The sequence below is a fragment of the Streptomyces sp. NPDC046379 genome (genome assembly GCF_055587785.1).
On the sequence record NZ_JBVJFP010000005.1, the window covers coordinates 1 to 21716 of the forward strand.

At 72.9% G+C, this 21716-nt stretch carries 20 protein-coding genes; 14 read left to right on the forward strand and 6 right to left on the reverse strand.

Annotation, left to right across the window (positions count from 1 at the left end):
• The 9 genes from ACZ6KF_RS10995 to ACZ6KF_RS11035 form a co-directional block, all read left to right on the forward strand.
• Window positions 1-930, forward strand: a 930-nt coding sequence (locus ACZ6KF_RS10995) for a lectin (protein ID WP_469238160.1), incomplete at its 5' end; no start/stop codon positions are given.
• A gap of 235 nt (window positions 931-1165) precedes the next feature.
• On the forward strand, window positions 1166-2365 hold the full coding sequence (locus ACZ6KF_RS11000; RefSeq protein WP_356634004.1) for a hypothetical protein: 1200 nt from the start codon (window positions 1166-1168) through the stop codon (window positions 2363-2365).
• Between the two features lie 12 nt (window positions 2366-2377).
• Complete coding sequence (locus ACZ6KF_RS11005) at window positions 2378-2971, forward strand: hemerythrin domain-containing protein (protein ID WP_469238163.1); 594 nt, start codon at window positions 2378-2380, stop codon at window positions 2969-2971.
• Between the two features lie 40 nt (window positions 2972-3011).
• On the forward strand, window positions 3012-3263 hold the full coding sequence (locus ACZ6KF_RS11010) for a hypothetical protein (protein ID WP_356634008.1): 252 nt from the start codon (window positions 3012-3014) through the stop codon (window positions 3261-3263).
• 45 nt (window positions 3264-3308) lie between these two features.
• The gene (locus tag ACZ6KF_RS11015; RefSeq protein ID WP_356634010.1) at window positions 3309-3689 is read left to right on the forward strand and encodes a hypothetical protein; all 381 of its coding nucleotides are present in this window, start codon (window positions 3309-3311) and stop codon (window positions 3687-3689) included.
• A 44-nt stretch (window positions 3690-3733) separates the two neighbouring features.
• Window positions 3734-3901: a hypothetical protein gene (locus ACZ6KF_RS11020; protein WP_469157764.1), complete on the forward strand. Its 168-nt coding sequence runs from the start codon at window positions 3734-3736 to the stop codon at window positions 3899-3901.
• Window positions 3898-4596 (forward strand): phosphodiesterase, encoded by a 699-nt coding sequence (locus ACZ6KF_RS11025; RefSeq protein WP_469238165.1) that lies wholly within the window; start codon window positions 3898-3900, stop codon window positions 4594-4596. The genes ACZ6KF_RS11020 and ACZ6KF_RS11025 overlap by 4 nt, the downstream gene beginning before the upstream one ends.
• A 159-nt stretch (window positions 4597-4755) precedes the next feature.
• On the forward strand, window positions 4756-6480 hold the full coding sequence (gene ctaD / locus ACZ6KF_RS11030; protein WP_356634016.1) for an aa3-type cytochrome oxidase subunit I: 1725 nt from the start codon (window positions 4756-4758) through the stop codon (window positions 6478-6480).
• A 74-nt stretch (window positions 6481-6554) separates the two neighbouring features.
• Entirely contained in the window at window positions 6555-7649 is a 1095-nt protein-coding gene (locus ACZ6KF_RS11035) for a carboxylate-amine ligase (protein WP_469238167.1), read from the forward strand.
• A 40-nt stretch (window positions 7650-7689) separates the two neighbouring features.
• Here ACZ6KF_RS11035 and ACZ6KF_RS11040 read toward each other — a convergent pair whose 3' ends face one another.
• The gene (locus ACZ6KF_RS11040; RefSeq protein ID WP_469238169.1) at window positions 7690-8259 is read right to left on the reverse strand and encodes a DUF1360 domain-containing protein; all 570 of its coding nucleotides are present in this window, start codon (window positions 8257-8259) and stop codon (window positions 7690-7692) included.
• 123 nt (window positions 8260-8382) lie between these two features.
• Here ACZ6KF_RS11040 and ACZ6KF_RS11045 point away from each other — a divergent pair, with 123 nt between their 5' ends.
• Complete coding sequence (locus ACZ6KF_RS11045; RefSeq protein WP_356634022.1) at window positions 8383-10563, forward strand: SpoIIE family protein phosphatase; 2181 nt, start codon at window positions 8383-8385, stop codon at window positions 10561-10563.
• Here ACZ6KF_RS11045 and katG read toward each other — a convergent pair.
• The 3 genes from katG to ACZ6KF_RS11060 form a co-directional block, all read right to left on the reverse strand.
• Window positions 10532-12760 (reverse strand): catalase/peroxidase HPI, encoded by a 2229-nt coding sequence (gene katG / locus ACZ6KF_RS11050; protein ID WP_356634024.1) that lies wholly within the window; start codon window positions 12758-12760, stop codon window positions 10532-10534. The two genes, ACZ6KF_RS11045 and katG, sit on opposite strands and share 32 nt — an antisense overlap.
• 24 nt (window positions 12761-12784) lie before the next feature.
• The gene (locus tag ACZ6KF_RS11055) at window positions 12785-13231 is read right to left on the reverse strand and encodes a Fur family transcriptional regulator (protein WP_356634026.1); all 447 of its coding nucleotides are present in this window, start codon (window positions 13229-13231) and stop codon (window positions 12785-12787) included.
• A gap of 138 nt (window positions 13232-13369) precedes the next feature.
• Window positions 13370-14680: a cation:proton antiporter gene (locus ACZ6KF_RS11060; protein WP_469238171.1), complete on the reverse strand. Its 1311-nt coding sequence runs from the start codon at window positions 14678-14680 to the stop codon at window positions 13370-13372.
• Window positions 14681-14856: 176 nt separating this feature from the next.
• Here ACZ6KF_RS11060 and ACZ6KF_RS11065 point away from each other — a divergent pair, with 176 nt between their 5' ends.
• The 3 genes from ACZ6KF_RS11065 to ACZ6KF_RS11075 all read left to right on the forward strand — a co-directional run bounded on the left by ACZ6KF_RS11065 (window position 14857) and on the right by ACZ6KF_RS11075 (window position 19100).
• A complete protein-coding gene (locus ACZ6KF_RS11065) occupies window positions 14857-18231 on the forward strand; it encodes a pyruvate carboxylase (protein WP_469238173.1) in 3375 nt (1124 codons plus the stop codon).
• A 169-nt stretch (window positions 18232-18400) separates the two neighbouring features.
• Window positions 18401-18847 carry a phage holin family protein gene (locus ACZ6KF_RS11070; protein ID WP_356634032.1) on the forward strand — a complete coding sequence of 149 codons (447 nt, stop codon included), beginning with the start codon at window positions 18401-18403 and terminating at the stop codon, window positions 18845-18847.
• A gap of 52 nt (window positions 18848-18899) precedes the next feature.
• Window positions 18900-19100, forward strand: a complete 201-nt coding sequence (locus ACZ6KF_RS11075; protein WP_356634034.1) for a hypothetical protein — start codon at window positions 18900-18902, stop codon at window positions 19098-19100.
• Window positions 19101-19374: 274 nt separating this feature from the next.
• Here the strand turns inward: ACZ6KF_RS11075 and ACZ6KF_RS11080 are convergent, their stop codons facing one another.
• Window positions 19375-19848, reverse strand: coding sequence for an ATP-binding protein (locus tag ACZ6KF_RS11080; protein WP_356634036.1), 474 nt, complete (start codon window positions 19846-19848; stop codon window positions 19375-19377).
• 116 nt (window positions 19849-19964) lie between these two features.
• Window positions 19965-20324: a hypothetical protein gene (locus ACZ6KF_RS11085; protein WP_356634038.1), complete on the reverse strand. Its 360-nt coding sequence runs from the start codon at window positions 20322-20324 to the stop codon at window positions 19965-19967.
• Between the two features lie 165 nt (window positions 20325-20489).
• On the opposite strand from ACZ6KF_RS11085, the gene ACZ6KF_RS11090 reads away from it, so the two are divergent.
• Window positions 20490-21677: a carboxylate-amine ligase gene (locus tag ACZ6KF_RS11090; protein ID WP_469174920.1), complete on the forward strand. Its 1188-nt coding sequence runs from the start codon at window positions 20490-20492 to the stop codon at window positions 21675-21677.
• Window positions 21678-21716 lie beyond the last annotated feature (39 nt).

Genomic DNA, 21716 nt, shown 5'->3' on the forward strand with positions numbered 1-21716 from the left:
CTGTTCGACGGCTCGGGCACCACCGGCTGGAAGCAGGCCGGCCCCGGCGGGTTCACCCTCGCCGACGGCACCCTCACCTCCCACGGCGGACTCGGCCTGTACTGGCACTCCGCCAAGGAGCTGACCGGCGACTACTCCCTCAAGCTCGACTGGAAGGCCGCCGGCGACGGCAACTCCGGCGTGTTCGTGGGCTTCCCGGCCTCCGACGACCCCTGGTCCGCGGTGAACAACGGCTACGAGATCCAGATCGACGCCACCGACGCCGCCGACCGCACCACCGGCGCCGTCTACGGCTTCAAGTCCGCCGACCTCGCCGTGCGCGACGCGGCGCTCAACCCGCCCGGCGAGTGGAACACGTACGAAATCCGGGTCACCGGCGAACGGCTGGAGGTCTTCCTCAACGGGCGCAAGATCAACGACTTCACCAACACCGACCCCGCGCGCAGCCTGCGCCAGGGCCACATCGGCCTCCAGAACCACGGCGAGGGCGACGAGGTGGCCTTCCGCAACATCCGCGTCAAGCAGGGCGGCACCCAGCAGCCCGGCCCGCGCACGGGTGAGGTGAAGGGCGTCAACGGCAAGTGCCTGGACGTGGCGAACGGTGCTTCGGCGGACGGTACGCAGGTGCAGTTGTGGTCGTGCAACGGGTCCGCGGCGCAGCGGTGGACCGTTGCGGGCGACGGGTCGGTGCAGGCGCTGGGGAAGTGCCTGGACGTGTCCGGTGGGGGTTCTGCGGACGGGACGAAGGTCCAGTTGTGGACGTGCAACGGGACGGGTGCGCAGAAGTGGGCGGCGCAGTCGGACGGGACGGTCCGCAATCCGCAGTCGGGCAAGTGTCTGGACGCCTCGGGCGGTACGTGGAACGACGGCACGCCCGTGCACCTGTGGACCTGCCACACCGGAGCCAACCAGAAGTGGACCCTGCCCTGACCGTCCTCCTCCGATTCACCCGGCCGACACACGTGTGCCGCCCCGCTCACCGACGTGAGCGGGGCGGCCCCGTGTCCGGGCGGCGCGGGCGGCGGGCGTCCGCCGTTCGGGTGCGCTGCGGTGGTGGCACTCGCGGGAGGGGCGAAGCATGGGCGGCAGTGCCCCGAGCCCGCGGACATGAAGGACGGCGACGGGGGTACTTCGCCCGCCCGGCCCTTGTTGGAGGAGAGCGCCCGTGACATTCAACCCCCTGGAGCAGCGGGGCATCCCGCTGGACCGCCAGCTGCGCAGCTGGCGGGAGCTCGACGTCAGCCCCATCGACCCCGACCGCTGCGACCCGTACACCCGCTGCCGCGTCATCACCATGAACGGCATCGAGGTCGAGGCGATCATGTTCAGCCACCAGCTGGCCCGCAACACGGTCGACCCGGAGGTCAAGCGGCAGCTGGCCCGGGTCCGCTACATCGAGGCGCAGCAGCAGAAGGTCGTGAACTGGCTGCTGCCCGGCGTGTCGTCGGTGCTGGAGACGACGATCGCCTACGAGCAGGTCGCCGTGGACCTCACCGCGTGGATCGCGCGCATGGAACCGGACCCGTACCTGAAGCAGGCGTACCAGTTCGGAGTGCTGGAGGACTTCGACCACCTGTACCGGTACGCCAACCTGTACGAGATGATCGAGCACCGCAAGGCGGAGTCGATCGTCGACAACCTCACCGAGATCATGCCGGGCCGCCCCACCAAGTACCACCACCGCGACCCGTACGACAACGTCCGCGACCCGTACGCGAAGGACGAGACGAACCCGCTGTCGAAGCTGCACGCCCTGACGGTCATGTCCGCCGAGCAGCAGACCATGAACTTCTACATGAACACCGGCCCCACCTACATGGAGCCCATCGCCCGCCAGCTGTACCAGGAGATCGGGCTGATCGAGGAGGAGCACGTCACCCACTACGAGTCCCTCGTCGACCCGGGCGAGACCTGGTGGGAGCAGCTCGTCAACCACGAGTACAACGAGTGCTACCTCTACTACTCCTTCATGGAGCAGGAGAGCGACCCCAGGGTCAAGGCGATCTGGGAGCTGCATCTCAACATGGAGCTGGAGCACCTGCACACCGCCTGCGACCTGATGCGCCGCCACGACGGACGCGACCCGGAGTCGGTCCTCGCGCCCGAGCTGCCCAACGTGCTCACCTTCGAGCCGAACAAGGCGTACGTGCGCGAGCTGCTCGACACCCAGATGGATCTGACCACCCTCGGCGCCGGCTACGTCCGCGAGGCGCACGAGCGGTTCGAGAAGATGCAGGAGGCGATCCACGGCGGCGAGGCGCCGCCGAGCGAGCGGGTCATGGCCGAGCACGACCAGATGTTCGGACGCGAGTACCGCGTCCAGTCCGAGGGCGAGCACCCCGACCCCGCGATGCGCGAGAAGTAGGGGAGGGCCGACATGACCGAGCTGCACACCCCCCAGGCCGGCGACGACCGGAGCCAGGACCTGGACGTCGTCGGGCTGCTGATGCGACAGCACGGCGACATCCGCAACCTGTTCGACGAGGTCGAGGCGAGCAGCGGCGACGAGCGGCGCGACGCGTTCCGCCGGCTGGTACGGCTCCTCGCCGTCCACGAGACCGCCGAGGAGGAGGTCGTCCACCCCTTCGCCCGGCGCGCCTTCCCGGGCGGCGAACAGGTCGTCGAGGAGCGGCTCGCCGAGGAGCGGGCGGCGAAGGAGACGCTCAGCGCGCTCGACGACCTCGACACCGACGACCCGGAGTTCATGCCGCGGCTGATGCGGCTGCGCACCGAGGTGCAGGAGCACGCCCGCAAGGAGGAACGCTACGAGTTCGCGTTCATCCGGCGCAGCACCGACGTGACGAACCTCGCCGCCATGGCCAAGGCCGTCAAGGCCGCCCAGGCCATGGCCCCCACCCGGCCGCACCCGGGCGTCGAGTCCGCGGCGGCCAACATGGCGCTCGGACCGGTCGCCGCCCTGATGGACCGCACCAAGGACGCGGTCCGCAAGGCCATGGGCAAGGACGGCTGACCGGACCCGCGACCGGCGCACCCCCGAGGGAAGGGAACCCGTGGTGATCGACGAGGACCTGCTTCGCGCACTCCTGGACGCGACGGACGACGGCGCCGCCCTGGTCCTGCTCGAAGGCAGGGCACAGGTGGCGAACCGCGCCGCCCTGGAGAGCGGGCAGTCGCGCGGGGCAGTGGTGCTGCTGTCGCGCGCGGACCTGGTGGACCGGCTGGGCACGGCGTCGCCCGGCCCCGAGGAACTCACCCGGGCGGCGGCGTCGCTGCGGGACGCCGCCGCCAAGCTCGGCGCCTGAGCGGCCCGGCGGGCGCGCGGCGATCACTCACACGAAAGGACGGCCATGGGCAGGAGCAGACCGACGCGGCGAAGCGGGGAGCCGGCGGACGCCGTCGCGCTCGGGCAGGGAGTGTTCAACCTCGTGGGCGGACTGTGGCCGCTGCTGCACCTGCGCAGCTTCGAACGGGTCTTCGGCCCGAAGACCGATGTGTGGCTGCAGCAGACGACGGGCGGACTGCTGGTGGCCGCGGGCGCCGCCCAACTGGCGACGAGCGCCGACCCGGAGGGCCGGCGCCAGGCCCGCCTCGTCGGCCTCGGCACCGCGCTGACCCTGCTCGCCGTCGACCTCGTCTACGTGCCCAAGGGACGGATCAGGCCGACCTATCTCCTCGACGCCGCGATGCAGACGGGGTGGATCGCCGCGTGGCTGCGTTCCACCCCGTGACGTCCGCACCACCGCACGGCACTCCTCGCACAGAAAGGACCACCATGACCGAGCAGACCCCCTCCCAGGCGGAGGGCGAGCCCGAGCGGGACGAGGCGGAGACCTCCGGCGGGAACGCCGCGCCGCGGACCACACCGTCGCAGGCGGAGGGCGACCGTGACGACGACGGCGACGCCACCGACGCGCAGGAGGGCGACGGGTCCCGGTCGTGACGGATGAGGTCCGCTCCGGATTCCGGCTCTTGGCCGGCGCGCGCCATGCTCCCGCGCTGCACCCGCACGGACTGACCTGCGCGGGCGAGCTGGAGATCGTGGACGACGGGCGCGGGCCCTGGGGCGTGCCCTTCCTGGACACGCCCGGCCGGCACGCCGCCACGGTACGGCTCTCACGGGCCGCCGGACTGCCGCGCGGCCTGCCCGACGGGCTGGGCCTCGCCGTGCGCGTCGAGCGGGCCGACGAGGAGGGCCGCACCCTCGACCTGCTCCTCACCGGCAGCGGCAGGGGCCGGTTCACGCGGCGCCTGCCGCTGCCGCGCATCGACGTGCTCGGCGGCCCGTACTCCAGCCTGCTGGCCTACCGCGTCGGCGACCGCGACCGTCTGCTGGCCGCCCTGCCGCGCCCCTCCGCGCGCCGCCCCGTGCCGGGCGACCCGGCGGGACTGCGGGCGGCCCTGGCCGCCGGGCCGATCGTCCTCGACCTGTGCGCCGGGACCGGACGGCGGTCGTGGCGCGTGTTCGGCGTGCTGACGGTGCGCACACCCCTGTCGGTGCCGACGGAGCAGACCCCCGGCTTCGACGTCTATGCCCATGATCTTCCCGGCCTCACCCCCGGCGAGGCCCTGGCCGGGGTGCGCCGCGCCGCCTACCGGGGGTCCCGCGTCGGCCGCCGGGAGGCCCCGCGCGAGTGAACGGGTACGCCCGGATGAGGCGTTCCCTCGGCCATTCGGCTCGAAATCGGCGCCCGCAGGGCGTCGCCGCCCGCCCCGCAGGACTAACGTCCGCTGAGCTGGTTACGCACTGCGCGACAGCCAGACCGCGACCCCCCACCCAGCTGACCGAGGGACTCGATGGCGACACACACTGAACCGGTTTCTCCTGTCCCGGCGGCGGAGCGCCGTGGTCGTGGGCAGGTCGTCGTCACCTGGCTGACGACGACCGACCACAAGAAGATCGGGCATCTCTACCTGATCACGTCGTTCGCCTTCTTCCTTATCGGTGGGGCGCTGGCCCTGGTCCTGCGGGCGGAGCTGGCCCGGCCGGGGATCCAGATCGTTTCCAACGAGCAGTACAATCAGGCGTTCACGATGCACGGCACGATCATGCTGCTGCTGTTCGCGACCCCGACCTTCGCCGGGTTCGCCAACGCGATCATGCCGCTGCAGATCGGCTCCCCGGACGTCGCCTTCCCGCGGCTGAACATGTTGTCGTACTGGCTGTTCCTGTTCGGCGGGCTGATGGTCCTCGGCAGCTTCCTCACGCCCGAGGGCGCCGCCGACTTCGGCTGGACCGCGTACACCCCGCTCAGCGGCGGTGAGCGCACCACCCAGCTCGGCGGGGACCTGTGGGTCATGGGGCTGGCCCTCTCCGGGTTCGGCACGATCCTCGGTGCGGTCAACTTCATGACCACGATCATCTGCATGCGCGCCCCGGGCATGACCATGTTCCGGATGCCGATCTTCACCTGGAACGTGCTGCTGACCTCCGTGCTCGTGCTGCTGGCCTTCCCCGTCCTCGCCGCGGCGCTGCTCGCGCTGGAGGCGGACCGCAAGTTCGGCGCGCACGTCTTCGACCCGGAGAACGGCGGCGCGATCCTCTGGCAGCACCTGTTCTGGTTCTTCGGCCACCCCGAGGTGTACATCCTCGCGCTGCCGTTCTTCGGGGTGATCACGGAGATCATCCCGGTGTTCTCCCGCAAGCCGATCTTCGGCTACTCCGGGCTGATCGCCGCGACCATCTCCATCACCGGCCTGTCCGTGACCGTGTGGGCGCACCACATGTTCGCCACCGGAGCGGTGCTGCTGCCGTTCTTCTCCTTCATGAGCTTCCTGATCGCCGTCCCCACCGGGGTGAAGTTCTTCAACTGGATCGGCACGATGTGGAAGGGGTCGCTGTCGTTCGAGCCGCCCATGCTGTGGGCGGCCGGCTTCCTGGTGACGTTCCTGTTCGGCGGGCTGACCGGTGTCCTGCTCGCCTCGCCGCCGCTGGACTTCCACGTCACCGACAGCTACTTCGTCGTCGCCCACTTCCACTACGTGCTGTTCGGCACGATCGTGTTCGCCATGTTCGGCGGGTTCAGCTTCTGGTGGCCGAAGATGACCGGGACCATGCTCGACACGCGCCTGGAGAAGGTCCACTTCTGGACGCTGTTCGTCGGCTTCCACACCACCTTCCTGGTGCAGCACTGGCTCGGCGCCGAGGGCATGCCCCGCCGTTACGCCGACTACCTCGCCGCCGACGGCTTCACCGCCCTGAACACCGTCTCCTCCATCGGCGCGTTCCTGCTGGGCCTGTCCACCCTGCCGTTCCTCTACAACGTCTGGAAGACCGCGAAGAAGGGCGAGCGGGTGGAGGTCGACGACCCCTGGGGCTACGGCCGCTCCCTGGAGTGGGCCACCTCCTGCCCGCCGCCCCGGCACAACTTCCACGCGCTGCCCCGCATCCGCTCCGAATCGCCCGCCTTCGACCTGCACCACCCGGACATCGCCCGGCTCGAACAGCAGCAGCACACCGGCCGCCGCGACGTGATCGACGCGCCGGGCCACGAGAGCGACCGCAGCGGCCCCGACGTTTGACCGGGCCGGGATCGCGGCACTTGGACCGGGCCCCGGACGGCCCGCGGAACGGGGCCCGGACGAAAGGCGTTTCGGTGGCGACGGTCGGTGTCGAAGAGGAGTACCTGCTGATCGATCGGGTCACCGGTCAGTTGGCCGAACAGGCGGAGAAGGTGCGGGCGGCGGCCGGTCTGGAGCCGTTCGTCGCGCGCCGTGAGATCCAGTCCGAACTGCTCCAGGGCCAGATCGAGGTGGCCACCCCCGTCTGCCGGACGCTGGACGAGGTCGGCGGCCATCTGCTGCGGCTGCGGCACGCGGTGGCCGGGGCTGCGGAGGCGCACGGCTGCCGCCTCGCCGCCTGCGGCACGCCCCCGCTGCGGCAGCAGGTGCCCGTGGCCGTCACCCGGCAAGCCCGCTACCGGGCCCTGCAGCGGCAGGCGCCCCAGCTGGTCGCCGAGCAGATGGTCAACGGCATGCACGTGCACGTGGCCGTGGACAGCCGCGCGGCCGGCGTCGACGTGCTCAACCGCATCCGGCCCTGGCTGCCGATCCTGACGGCCATGTCGGCCAACTCGCCCCTGTGGGAGGGACACGACACCGGGTTCGCCAGCTGGCGCACGATCGTCTTCGGGCGCTGGCCGGTCGGCGGCGTCCCGCCCCGCTTCGCCGGCGAGGCGGACTACGACGCCCGTGTCCGGCACCTGCTGGCCACCGGCGTGATCACCGACACCGGGCAGCTGTACTGGCAGGCCCGGCTCTCGGAGCGGTACCCCACGGTGGAGGTGCGCTGCCTGGACGTCCAGCTGCGCACCGACGAGGCGGCGATGCTCGCGGGCATCGTCCGCGCCCTCGTCGGCATCGCCGTGCACGACGCCGCTGCCGGCCGTCCGGTCCCCGACTGGCCGCCCGAGCTGGCGCAGATCTCCATGTGGCAGGCCGCCCGGCACGGACTGAGCGACACCCTCGTCGACGCCGGGGGCATGCGCCGACGCGCCGGCGACGTCGTGTGCGGGCTGCTGGACCACATCGCGCCCGCCCTGGACGCGGCCGGCGACACCCGCGAGGTGACCTCCCTCGTGCACCGCCTGCTCCGGCAGGGCACCGGCGCCGACCGGCAGCGCCGGGCGCTGGAGGCGGGCGGACTCGACGCCGTCACGGAGATGATCGCCGAGGAGACGACCATGCCGTGACCTGCGGAGTCTCCACGGGTCACGGCATGGTCGCCGTCGGTCAGTCCTCCTCGCCGCCGTCCTCGTCGTCGTCGCCGGTCGCGCGGTCGGACAGGACGCTGTACGCCAATTGCAGCGCGTCCGCCCCGGCCAGCGCGGTGAGCGCGCCCATGGCGGTGCGGGTCGCCCGGGGCCACAGCAGCTGCCCCGCGGTCAGTGTCGAGGCCACCCACACGCTCAGGCAGAACGGGCAGGTCACCAGCTCCCCGACGGTCCCCCTGCCGTCCTCCTCGCGGGCCTCCTCGTGCAGCTCGGCGGGGCCCTGCGGACCGGCGTAGGTGGTGAAGGGCGCGCGCAGCGGACTGGTCACCGACGCCTTGCTCAGCAGCCGGCTCAGCCGGAACGTCGCCACGGAGGTCAGGACGACGTCCCAGGGCACGGGCCGCTCCGGCAACGGGCGCCCGCGCAGCCGCACCGCCGCGGCCCAGGCCGCCGTATAGGCCGTGAAACCGCCCATCGCCGCGAGATAGCCGCCCAGCGGGCGTTCGTGACCGGCCGAGTAGTCGTTGCGGGTGCGCCGGAGGAGGCCGCGCAGGTGATCTGCGGCGCGGCGGTGAGCTGCGATGTTCATGGCCCGCCGGGTCCCCCCGCAGCCGTCCGGCAAACGAGGGGCCGCGCGGGTGTGCCGATCCGCGGACGGGGGCGTAACGTCCCCATAGGGCGGATGCCGCGCTTGGGACGCCGGGAGGTGCTCGTGACCGGCACGACGGACCCGGCCGCCACCGACGCCGGGGAACTGGACGCGGCGCTGGCGGAGACCGTGCGCCGCACGGGCGCGTCCATCGGCGCGCTCTACCTGCTCGCGCCGGACGGGCAGCTCCTGATCCTCGACGTGCTCTGCGGCGCCCCCGCCGAACTGGCCGCGCCCTGGACAAAGGTCCCGGTCGCCGCCCCCGCCCCGGTCGCCGACGCCGTCCGCGAGGACCGGGTGGTGTGGGCGGGCAGCCAGGAGGAGATCGCCCGCTCCTATCCGCGCACCGCGATGGCCCTGCCGTTCCCGCTGGCCCTCGTCGCCGCACCGGTCACCGGCGTCCGCCGGTGGGGCGCCCTGCTGCTGATGTGGCCGGCGGGCCGTCCCCCGTACATGACCGGGCGGGAGCGGGGCAACATCGCCGCCAGCTGCCGGCGGCTGGCCCGCCTGCTGGAGGAGACCGGCCGGCCGGCCACCCCCGGGGACCGGCCCCGGGTCGTCGCCGTCGGGACCGGCCGCCCGGCCATCAACCCCGGCACGGCGGCCGTCGACTTCATCGAGCGGCTGCCCGGCGGCAGCTGCTCCCTGGACCTGGAGGGCCGCTTCACCTACGTCAGCTCCGGCGCCTGCGAGCTGCTGGGCGCGGACGCCGAACGGCTGCTGGGAACCCTGCCCTGGCAGTCGCTGCGCTGGCTGGACGACCCCACCTACGAGGACCGCTACCGGGCCGCCGTGCTCAGCCGCGAACCCGTCGCCTTCAGCGCCTGCCGCCCGCCCAACGACTGGATGGACTTCCACCTCTTCCCGGACGCCAGCGGCATCAGCGTCCGCATCGTGTGCACCGGAGCGCCGGCGCTGCCGCAGCCCGCGCCCCGCACCCCCCTCGGCGCCGCCGAACCCACCCGGGCCGGCCGGCTCTACCAGCTCACCCATCTGGCCGCCGCGCTGACCGAGGTCGTCGGCGTCCAGGACGTCATCGACCTGGTCGCCGACCAGGTCATGCCCGCCTTCGGAGCGCAGGGCCTGGTGCTCTCCTCCGCCGACGCGGGCCGGCTGCGCATCACCGGGCACCGCGGCTACGACCGGGCGACCATCGAGCGCCTCGACGCCCTGCCCCTGGACACCCGCCTCACCCCGGCCGGACGCGCCCTCGGCAGCGGCATCCCGGCGTTCTTCACCAACGCCGAGGACATGCGGCGCATCTATCCCGAGGCGTCGGAGATCAGCGGCAAACAGGCATGGGCCTTCCTGCCGCTGATCGTCTCGGGCCGGCCCGTCGGCATCTGCGTCCTGTCCTACGACCGTCCGCGCGAGTTCCCGGCCGAGGAACGCGCCGTACTCACCTCGCTCGCCGGGCTCATCGCCCACGCCCTGGACCGCGCCCGCCTCTACGACACCAAGCACGAACTGGCCCACGGCCTCCAGCAGGCGCTGCTCCCGCGCACCCTGCCCGAGGTCGCGGGGCTGCGGGTCGCCGCCCGCTACCTGCCCGCCACCCGGGGCATGGACATCGGCGGGGACTTCTACGACCTGATCCGGCTCGGCGACACCGCCGCCGCGGCCGTCATCGGCGACGTCCAGGGCCACAACGTCGCCGCCGCCGCGCTGATGGGCCAGGCCCGCACCGCAGTGCACGCCCACGCGGCCCTCGGCGCCAGCCCCGACCAGGTCCTCGCCGGGACCAACCGGCTCCTCGCCGACCTCGGCCCCGACCTGTTCGTCAGCTGTCTCTACGCCCGGCTCGACTTCGCCCGCGGGCGCGCCCTGCTCGCCAGCGCCGGCCATCCGCCGCCGGTCCTGCGGCTGCCCGACGGCGACACCCGGCCCCTGGACGTACCGCCCGGACCGCTGCTCGGCATCGACCCGGACGCCGGTTTCCCGGTGACCGAGATCCCGCTCGACCCCGGCACGCTGCTCGTCCTGTGCACCGACGGCCTGATCGAGCGGCCGGGCGAGGACGTCGACGACTCCCTCGCCCGGCTCGCGCACCACGTGGCCATCGGCGACGACCGCGACCTGGAGCTGCTCATCGACCATCTGCTGCGGCAGGTCCGCACGACGGGGCAGCGCGCCGACGACATCGCGGTCTTGGTCCTACGGCACGACGGGGACGCCCGGGTCGCCCCGGACGCCCCCGTCACAGGGGTCGGACTCAGACCAGGTCGAACCGGTCCGCGTTCATGACCTTGTTCCACGCGGCGACGAAGTCCTGGACGAACTTCTCCTTCGCGTCGTCGCAGGCGTACACCTCGGCGACGGCGCGCAGCTCGGAGTTCGAGCCGAAGACGAGGTCGGCACGGGTGCCGGTCCACTTCTTCGCACCGGTGGCGTCGAAGGCCTCGTAGAGGTTCGACTCGCCCTCGACCGGCTTCCACGTCGTGCCCAGCTCGAGCAGGTTGACGAAGAAGTCGTTGGTCAGCCGGCCCGGGGTCTCGGTGAGGACGCCGTGCTGCGAGCCCTGGTAGTTGGCGCCCAGCACGCGCAGGCCGCCGACCAGGACGGTCATCTCGGGCGCGCTGAGGTTCAGCAGGTTCGCCCGGTCGAGCAGGAGGTGCTCGGCCGGCAGGCGGTTGGCCTTGCCGACGTAGTTGCGGAAGCCGTCGGCCTTCGGCTCCAGCGCGGCGAACGACTCGACGTCCGTCTGCTCCTGGGTGGCGTCGACGCGGCCCGGGGTGAACGGGACCTCGATGTCGTAGCCCGCGTCCTTGGCGGCCTTCTCGATGCCCGCCGCGCCGGCGAGGACGATCAGGTCGGCGAAGGAGACCTGCTTGCCGCCGGTGAGGGAGGCGTTGAAGGACTCGTGCACGCCCTCCAGGGTGCGCAGCACGGTGGCGAGCTTCGCGGGCTCGTTGACCTCCCAGTCGGCCTGCGGCTGCAGGCGGATGCGGGCGCCGTTGGCGCCACCGCGCTTGTCGCTGCCGCGGAAGGAGGAGGCCGACGCCCAGGCGGTGGAGACCAGCTCGGACACGGACAGGCCCGACTCCAGGAGCTTGGCCTTCAGGGCGGCGACGTCCGCGGCGTCGATCAGCTCGTAGGTGCGCTCCGGCAGCGGGTCCTGCCAGATCAGGACCTCGGAGGGGACCTCCGGGCCGAGGTAGCGGGCGACCGGGCCCATGTCGCGGTGGGTCAGCTTGAACCAGGCGCGGGCGAACGCGTCGGCGAAGGCCTGCTCGTCCTCCAGGAAGCGGCGCGAGATGGGCTCGTAGATCGGGTCCATGCGCAGCGCCAGGTCCGTCGTGAACATGATCGGCTGGTGGCGGACGCCGGCCTCGTGGGCGTCGGGGACGACCTGGCCCGCACCGTGCTTCGGACGCCACTGCAGGGCGCCGGCGGGGCTGCGGAACTGCTCCCACTCGTAACCGAACAGGATCTTGAAGTAGTCGTTGTCCCACTTGGTGGGCTCGTAGGTCCACGCGCCCTCGAGACCCGAGGTGACGGTGTCCTTGCCGTTGCCGGCGCCGTGGGTGTTCTTCCAGCCGAGGCCCTGCTCCTCGAGCGGGGCGGCCTCGGGGTCGGGACCGACGGCGTCCGCCGGGCCGTTGCCGTGGGCCTTGCCGAAGGTGTGGCCGCCGGCGATGAGGGCGACGGTCTCCTCGTCGTTCATCGCCATCCGGCCGAAGGTCTCGCGGATGTCGCGGGCGGCGGCCAGCGGGTCGCCGCTGCCGTTCGGGCCCTCGGGGTTGACGTAGATGAGGCCCATCTGGACCGCGGCGAGCGGCTCCTCGAGGTTGCGCTCACCGCTGTAGCGGCCCTCGTCGCTGAGCCAGGTGGTCTCCGGGCCCCAGTACACGTCCTCGTCGGGCTCCCACACGTCGGCGCGGCCACCGGCGAAGCCGAAGGTCTCGAAGCCCATGGACTCCAGCGCCACGTTGCCCGCGAGGACCATGAGGTCGGCCCAGGAGATGCTCTTGCCGTACTTCTTCTTGACCGGCCACAGCAGACGGCGGGCCTTGTCCAGGTTGGCGTTGTCCGGCCAGCTGTTCAGCGGGGCGAAGCGCTGCTGGCCGGCGCCGGCGCCGCCGCGGCCGTCGGTGATCCGGTAGGTGCCGGCGCTGTGCCAGGCCATGCGGATCATGAACGGACCGTAGTGGCCGAAGTCCGCCGGCCACCAGTCCTGCGAGGTGGTCAGCACCTCGGCGATGTCCCGCTTCACGGCCGGGAGGTCCAGGGCCTTGAAGGCCGCGGCGTAGTCGAAGTCCTCGCCGAGCGGGTTGGCGACGGCGGGGTTCTTGGCCAGGATCTTCAGGTTCAGCCGCTCGGGCCACCACTGACGGTTGCCGCCGCCCTGGGTCGGGTGCGGGGCGCGGCCGTGCGCGACCGGACAGCCGGACGCCTCCTCCGGCTTCGGGTCGGTGACGATCGCGTCGTGGTTCTCAGACATCGAATTCCTTCCGGACTTCATTGATCACGGTGCTGTGTTGCGGGCGGTGGAACAGTCGGGGCACAGGCCCCAGTAGATGACCTCGGCCTCGTCCACCGAGAAGCCGTGGTCGTCGGAGGCGGTGAGACAGGGGGCGTGGCCGACCGCGCAGTCGACGTCGACGACGGCGGCGCACGAGCGGCACACGAGGTGGTGGTGGTTGTCCCCGACGCGGCCCTCGAAGCGGGCGGGGCTGCCGGGCGGCTCGATGCGGCGGACGAGACCTGCCGCGGTGAGCGCGTGCAGGGCGTCGTACACGGCCGGCAGCGATATGTGGCCCACGCGTTCGCGCACCCCCGCGGCGATGGCCTCGACGTCGAGGTGGTCGCCGGCCCGGACGGTCTGCAGCAGCGCGACGCGTGCGGCGGTGACCCGCAGGCCGGCGCCGCGCAGCTCCTCGGCGGCGGTCGGGGGCAGGGATGCGGAGGTCATGACGCACAACCTACCGCCTTAAACCCGAATCATTAAAGAAAACGAAGGGTTAACCTCTGGACAGGTTTGCGGGGCGGGCGGGGGAGGGTCGGGGCGAGGACGGGCGGCGTGCGCGACGCGGGCTCCCCGGCCCGTGGCTCACAGGCGTTCGCGGGCCACGTCGTCCTCGCCCGGTTCCGTGCCCGGGCGGGTGGCACGGCGGGCCTGGAGCAGCCGGAGGCGGTCGAGGCGGGTGATCACGGGGGAGGCGGTCACGCCGTGCAGGGCGACGGAGGCGAGGACCGTGAAGGTGACGACGGCCCACAGCTCCCGCGCCGGGACGCCGAAGCCCTCGATGCCGAGTGCGTAGGCGAGGTAGAAGAGGGAGCCGATGCCGCGGATGCCGAAGAAGGCGACCACGACGCGCTCCCGGGGCCCGGCCGCCGTGCGCAGCTGGCCGCCCCAGCCGGTCAGCGGCCGCACCACGAGCAGCAGGAGCACACCCGTGAGCGCGCCCTGCCAGCCGAGCGGGGCGAGTCCCCCCTGGGCGACGAACGCGCCGAGCAGGAACAGCAGGGCCGCCGTGAGCAGCCGCTCCACCTGCTCGACGAAGTCGTGCAGGACGGTGTGGTACCCATGGCTGCGCTCCGCGGCGCGGATCCGGCAGGCGGTGACGAACACGGCCAGGAAGCCGTACCCGTGCGCCAGCTCGGTCAGCCCGTAGGCGAGGAACGTCGCGCCCAGGGCGACGAACCCCTCCCGGTGCTCCGACAGCCGCATCGCCTGCCAGTTGGTGCGGAAGAACAGCCAGCTCAGCAGCGTGCCCACGAGCAGGCCGCCGAGCACGCCGGCCACGCACCGGTACGCCACGTCCACCAGCGCCCAGTGCCCGATCCAGTCGCCGGACGGGCCGGGCCCGGCCGCGGCCATCGCCAGCGCGGCCATGACCACCGGGAAGGCCAGGCCGTCGTTGAGCCCCGCCTCGCTGGTCAGGGCGAAGCGGACCTCGTCCTCGTCGTGCTCGGCGTCGGTGGGCGCGCCCACCCGCACCTCCGAGGCGAGCACCGGGTCGGTGGGCGCGAGCACGGCCGCCAGCAGGAGTGCCGCGGCCGGCGGCCAGTCGAGCAGGAGCCACGCGAGCACGGCCGTGGCCGCGATCGTCAGCGGCATCGTCACGCCCAGCAGCCGCCAGGTGGCGTGCCAGTGGCGGCGGCCGAAGGGCCGGTTGAGGGCCAGGCCCGCGCCCATCAGCGAGATGATCACGCACACCTCGGTGAGGTGCTCCACCCACAGCCGGTCGGCGACCGGGTCGATCTCGGGCAGCGGCGTCGGCAGCAGTTGGAAGGCCACCCCGCAGGCGAGGAAGACCAGGGGGGCGGACACTGGTCTGCCCGCCACGAGCCGGGGCACGACGGCGGCACCGAGGGCGCCGGCCCCCAGCAGGGCACAGAGGTAATCGGCCGAGGTCACCGCTGACGTCTGCCCGGTTCGCCGGGCCGGTACGCCCGCCGCACGGCTGACGTCCGCGGCGGGCAGGACGTGATCGACATGCCCATGCCGTCATGCAGTGGCCAGGTTCACATGGCGTGGCGTCGGTCACGCCGACACCATGGGGGGCGTTCACCGGCAGGCTGAAGGGATCGACAATGTTCCGCAAGGTGCTGGTCGCCAACCGCGGTGAGATCGCGATTCGGGCGTTCCGCGCAGGATACGAACTGGGCGCGCGCACCGTCGCCGTCTTCCCGCACGAGGACCGCAACTCGCTGCACCGGCTGAAGGCGGACGAGGCCTACGAGATCGGCGAGCCCGGCCACCCGGTGCGCGCCTACCTGTCCGTCGAGGAGATCGTCGGCGCGGCCCGCCGCGCCGGAGCGGACGCCGTCTACCCGGGCTACGGCTTCCTGTCCGAGAACCCTGAGCTGGCCCGGGCGTGCGAGGCGGCGGACATCACGTTCGTCGGGCCGAGCGCGGACATCCTGGAGCTGACCGGGAACAAGGCGCGCGCGGTCGCCGCCGCCCGCGCGGCCGGCGTGCCGGTGCTGGGCTCCTCGGCGCCCTCCACCGACGTCGACGAACTGGTGCGCGCCGCCGAGGACGTCGGCTTCCCGGTGTTCGTCAAGGCCGTCGCGGGCGGCGGCGGGCGCGGCATGCGCCGCGTCGACGACCCCGACCGGCTCCGGGAGTCCATCGAGGCGGCGTCCCGGGAGGCCGCCTCCGCGTTCGGCGATCCCACCGTCTTCCTGGAGAAGGCCGTGGTGGAGCCCCGCCACATCGAGGTCCAGATCCTCGCCGACGGCCAGGGCGACGTCATCCACCTGTTCGAGCGGGACTGCTCGGTGCAGCGCCGCCACCAGAAGGTGATCGAGCTCGCACCCGCCCCCAACCTCGATCCGGAGCTGCGCGACCGGATCTGCGCCGACGCCGTCCGCTTCGCCCGGCAGATCGGCTACCGCAACGCCGGCACCGTGGAGTTCCTCCTCGACCGCGAGGGCAACCACGTCTTCATCGAGATGAACCCGCGCATCCAGGTCGAGCACACCGTCACCGAGGAGGTCACCGACGTCGACCTCGTCCAGGCCCAGCTGCGCATCGCCGCCGGGGAGACGCTCGCCGACCTCGGACTCGCCCAGGACACGGTCGCCCTGCGCGGCGCCGCGCTCCAGTGCCGCATCACCACCGAGGACCCCGCCAACGGCTTCCGCCCGGACACCGGCCGCATCAGCGCCTACCGCTCGCCCGGCGGCTCCGGCATCCGCCTGGACGGCGGCACCACCCACGCCGGCACCGAGATCAGCGCGCACTTCGACTCGATGCTGGTCAAACTCACCTGCCGCGGCCGGGACTTCGCCACCGCCGTGGGCCGCGCCCGACGGGCCGTCGCCGAGTTCCGCATCCGTGGCGTGGCCACCAACATCCCCTTCCTCCAGGCGGTGCTGGACGACCCGGACTTCCGGGCCGGCCGCGTCACCACGTCGTTCATCGAGCAGCGCCCGCACCTGCTCACCGCGCGCCACTCCGCCGACCGCGGCACCAAACTGCTCACCTATCTCGCCGACGTCACCGTGAACCGGCCGCACGGCGAACGGCCCGAGCTGACCGACCCGCTGGCCAAGCTGCCCCCGCTGCCCGCCGGCGAGCCCCCGGCCGGCTCCCGGCAGCTGCTCGCCGAACTCGGTCCCGAGGGCTTCGCCCGCCGGCTGCGCGCGTCGGACGCCGTCGCCGTCACCGACACCACCTTCCGCGACGCCCACCAGTCCCTGCTGGCCACCCGGGTCCGCACCAAGGACATGCTCGCTGTCGCCCCGGTCGTCGCGCGCATCCTGCCGGGCCTGCTGTCGCTGGAGTGCTGGGGCGGCGCCACCTACGACGTCGCCCTGCGCTTCCTCGCCGAGGACCCGTGGGAGCGGCTGGCCGCCCTGCGCGAGGCCGTGCCCAACATCTGCCTCCAGATGCTGCTGCGCGGCCGCAACACCGTCGGCTACACCCCGTACCCGACCGAGGTCACCGACGCCTTCGTGCAGGAGGCCGCCGCCACCGGCATCGACATCTTCCGCATCTTCGACGCCCTCAACGACGTCGACCGGATGCGCCCCGCCATCGACGCCGTACGGGAGACCGGCACCGCCGTCGCCGAGGTCGCCCTGTGCTACACCGCCGACCTGTCCGACCCGGCGGAGAAGCTCTACACCCTGGACTACTACCTGCGCCTCGCCGAGCGGATCGTCGACGCGGGCGCCCATGTCCTCGCCGTCAAGGACATGGCGGGCCTGCTGCGCGCCCCGGCCGCCGCCACGCTGGTCACCGCGCTGCGCCGGGAGTTCGAACTGCCGGTCCACCTGCACACCCACGACACGGCCGGCGGACAGCTCGCCACCTACCTCGCCGCGATCCGGGCCGGCGTGGACGCCGTGGACGGGGCGGTGGCGTCGATGGCGGGCACCACCTCGCAGCCCGCCCTGTCGGCGATCGTCGCCGCGACGGACCACTCCGAGCGGACCACCGGCCTGGACATCCGGGCGGTCGGCGACCTGGAGCCGTACTGGGAAGGCGTCCGCAAGGTCTACGCCCCCTTCGAGGCGGGGCTGCCCGCGCCGACCGGCCGTGTCTACCACCACGAGATCCCCGGCGGGCAGCTGTCCAACCTGCGCACCCAGGCCATCGCGCTCGGCCTCGGCGACCGCTTCGAGGAGATCGAGGCCATGTACGCCGCCGCCGACCGCATCCTCGGCCGCCTGGTGAAGGTCACCCCCTCCTCCAAGGTGGTCGGCGACCTGGCGCTGCACCTGGTCGGCGCCGGCGTCTCGCCGCGGGACTTCGAGGCCGAGCCGGACCGCTTCGACATCCCCGACTCCGTGATCGGCTTCCTCCGCGGCGAGCTGGGCACGCCGCCCGGCGGCTGGCCCGAGCCGTTCCGCACCAAGGCGCTGCGGGGGCGCGCCGAGGCCAGGCCCGTTCAGGAGCTGACCGCCGACGACCGGGAGGGCCTCGCAAAGGACCGCCGGGCGACGCTCAACCGGCTGCTGTTCCCCGCCCCCACCCGCGAGTTCGAGGCCCACCGCCAGAACTACGGCGACACCAGCGTGCTCGACAGCAAGGACTTCTTCTACGGTCTGCGCCCCGGCACCGAGTACGCCATCGACCTGGAGCCGGGCGTGCGGCTGCTGATCGAGCTGCAGGCGATCGGCGAGGCCGACGAGCGCGGCATGCGCACCGTGATGTCCTCGCTCAACGGCCAGCTGCGTCCGATCCAGGTCCGCGACCGGTCCGCCGCCTCGGACGTCCCGGCCACCGAGAAGGCCGACCGCGCCAACCCCGGCCATGTCGCGGCCCCCTTCGCGGGAGTGGTCACCCTCTCGGTCGCCGAGGGCGACGAGGTCGGGGCCGGCGCCACCGTCGCCACCATCGAGGCGATGAAGATGGAGGCGGCGATCACCGCCCCGAGGGCCGGGACGGTGTCCCGGCTCGCCATCAACCGCATCCAGCAGGTGGAGGGCGGCGACCTGCTGGTGGAACTGCGCTGACCCGCGGTCGCCGCCCGGGGGAGGGCCCGGCCCGGCGCACGGCGCACGCCGGGCCCTCCACCGCCCTGCGTCCCGTTCGGGCCCTCGCCGCGTCGCGGCCCGGCGGCCAGGTGTTCTCCCCCCGGGTTCTGGGGACTCGGTCCCCCGGACAGGCGGAGAGGTGATCACGATGAGCGGATCCAACCGGTACGGCGGCAGCACCGTCGACGGCGACATCCGGCGGACGACGCCGGGCGACGAACCGGTCGGCGAGCTGGTGCGGCGCGCCTCGCAGCAGCTGACCGAGCTGGTGCGCGGCGAGATGCGGCTGGCGCAGGCGGAGATGAAGGAGAAGGGCAGGCGCTACGGCAAGGGCGGCGGCCTGTTCGGCGGCGCCGGCCTGGTCGGCTTCCTGGCGCTGCAGGCCCTGGTGGCCACGGCGATCGCCGCGCTCGCGGTGCCGCTGCCGGTGTGGGCCGCCGCGCTGATCGTCACGGCCGTGCTCGGAGTGATCGCCGCGGTGCTGGCGCTCGTCGGCAAGAAGGAGGTCGGCCGGGCCGCCCCGCCGGCGCCCCGGAAGACCATCCACAGCGTCAAGGCCGACATGGCCGAGATCAAGGAGAGCGCCAAGCGCTGACCCGGCGGCGGCGCCGAGCGCCGGCCGGGCGGCACGGGAGGTACTGATCGCCGTGACTGGTCGTCACGCCCTGCCCGCCCTGACCGCGGGCGCGGCCACCGGACTGGTCCTGATGCTGCGCTGGGCGGCGAGCCGGTCGCGCCGCCCGAGGTCGGACGCGGACGCCGTGCTCCGGGAGGCCGAGCGGCACGTGTACCGGTACTGGAAGAGGCTGCGCACCCAGCTGCCGCCCCGCGACGCCGAGGACTTCTGACTCCGGACGCCGAGGGCCTGCGACTCCGGGCCCGCGCTTCCGGGAACCGGCCCCGCGGCTCTCCGGAACCGACTTCGCGGGCCTCCCGACCGGGGAGACGGCCCGCCTCCGGTTGCGGACCCGCCCGGACGGAGGTCCCATGGGCGCACGACCGCGGTGGGCCGCCGAGAGGCAGGATGCGAGGACGCACGGCGCCGGCGCGCATGCCGTGGCCGCGGTCGGCCGCGGCGCCGACAGGGCCGGCTGTGCGGTGCCGGCAACGGGCCGACGGGGTTCAGGGCCGGTGGCCCGCGGCGTCGCCGCCGGGATCGTCGGCGAGTTCCACCGCGGCCGTCGTGCGCTTGCCGACCGGCTCGCGGTGCACCTCGAAGCTCTGGCACACGGCCATGACGATCTCCAGACCGTGCTGCCCGACCCGGCCGGGATCGGCGGCCCGGGCCACCGGCAGCACCGGGTCGCTGTCCCAGACCGTGATCTCGACGCGCCCCTCGACCACCTCCAGGTCGAGCAGGCACGGGCCCGGCGCGTACTTGCAGGCGTTCGTCAGCAACTCGCTGACCACCAGCTGCACCACGTCCATGGCCCGCCCCGACACCGGCAGGCCGTGCGCCGACTGCACCCGGGTCAGAAAGGCTCGGGCGAGGGCACGGCCCTGGGCGATGTCGCCCGACCTGCCCTCGTAGGCCGCCGACGCCCGCACCAGCTGGGCGCCGATCAGCCGATCGTCGTCCGGCACAGCTCCGTCCATCCGATCCGCCCTCTTCCTGAGCCTGACCGCTTCACACCGAGCCTCTACCCTCCCCGCGCGAGAACACCGGCCTTGGGCCGAACCGGCCGTGAAACGGTGTCGCCCGCCCTATGGGCTCACTGATCCGAGTAGTTGATGTCCCCCACCGTCCACGCGCTCACGTCCGCGATGGCCACACGGAACATGCCGCCGGTGTCCGGGATGCCGTAGCTGCCCTGGAGGATCCGCGCGACATGGAAGTGCAGATGCGTGGGGCGGCCGTCCGCGCCGCCGGACGACGTGAAGGGCCGGGCGAATCCCCGCAGTTGCTCGGAGTCGCGCAGCACTTCCGCCACGCGCTCCTTCCACAGGGTCTCGGGGGCGAGCCGTCCGGTGATCACGGCCCCCGGAACCACCACCGTGAGGGACATCCGACTGCTGTGCTCCGACTCCACCATCGCAGCGATGTCGACGAGCAGGTCATCAGGGTGCGACATGGCTCGTGAGCCTACTCCAGAGAACGGTTGCCGCATGCGTCCCACGGTGGCAGGAGAATCGCTCATCTGTGATGTGAGTGTCTCAGATGGGCACCAGGGGCTTACGGTGCGCCGTCCTGGGCACTCGGACGTTGTCACCGATGCCGCACCGCCCGAGGAGAGACCGTGACGATTCGCATCGGAGTGGAGGAAGAGTTCCACGTCCTGGAGGTGGAGAGCGGTTTGCTCGTGCCACGCGCCGACCCGGTCCTGCGACGGCTTCCCCGGCGGACCTTCACCAGTGAACTCCACCGGACCACCGTGGAGACCAACAGCGGCGTCCACGCCTCGCTGCACGACCTGTACACCGACCTCCACGCCACCAGACGCAGGCTCGACGCGGTCGCCTCCTCGCTGGGGCTCGCCGTGGTCGCCGCGGGCACCGCGCCGCTGGCCCCGGCCGGCCCGCCGCGCCCCACCGAGGGCGCGCGGTACCGGCACATGGTCGAGGAGTACCGCCGGGTCGCCGACGAACAGCTCATCTGCGGCGCCCAGATCCACGTCGACGTGCCCGACCGCGACACCGCGGTCCGGGTCGCCTGCGCGGTCTCGCCCTGGCTGCCCGTCCTGCTGGCCCTGTCCGCCAGCTCGCCCTTCTGGCAGGGCTCCGACACCGGCTACGCGAGCTGGCGCACCCTGCTGTGGCAGCGCTGGCCCACCGCCGGCCCCATCGGCTGCTACCGGGACGCCGCCGACTACGACGCCGCGGTCGAATCCCTGGTGCGTTCCGGGGTCATCAGCGACGCCGGGATGGTCTACTACGACGTCCGTCCCTCGGCGCATCTGCGGACGCTGGAGCTGCGCGTGTGCGACGCCTGCCCGCGCGTGGAGACGGTCGTGCTCGTCGCCGGGCTGTTCCGGGCGCTGGTCACCGAGGCCCGGGAGCGGCTGGACGCGGGCGACGCGCCCGAGTGCGACGGCCGCCACGACTGGCTGCGCGGCGCCACCTGGCGGGCCGCCAGGTCCGGCCTGGAGGGCGCCCTGATCGACCCGGAGACCCGGTGCGAGGCGCCCGCCCCGCACGTCGTGCGGGGACTCCTCGCCCGCCTGCGCCCGGCCCTGGAGGCCCACGGCGACTGGGACACCGTCCGGGCGCTGACCGACTCCGCCCTCGCCCACGGCAGCGCCGCCCGGCGCATCCGCCGCACGGCGCAGGAGGAGGACCTGCTCGCCTGTGTGGACCTGCTGATCGCCCAGACGCGCGGCGAACGCCCGCGCCCGGGCGCCGCGTCCCTCACCCGCGGACGACGCCTTCCGACCGACGGCCGGAGCACGGCCCGCGTCCCGGGAAAGCCGGAGGCCGTCGGCCGCTGACCGCGCCGAGCACGCCCCCCGGAACCTTTCACACCCTCG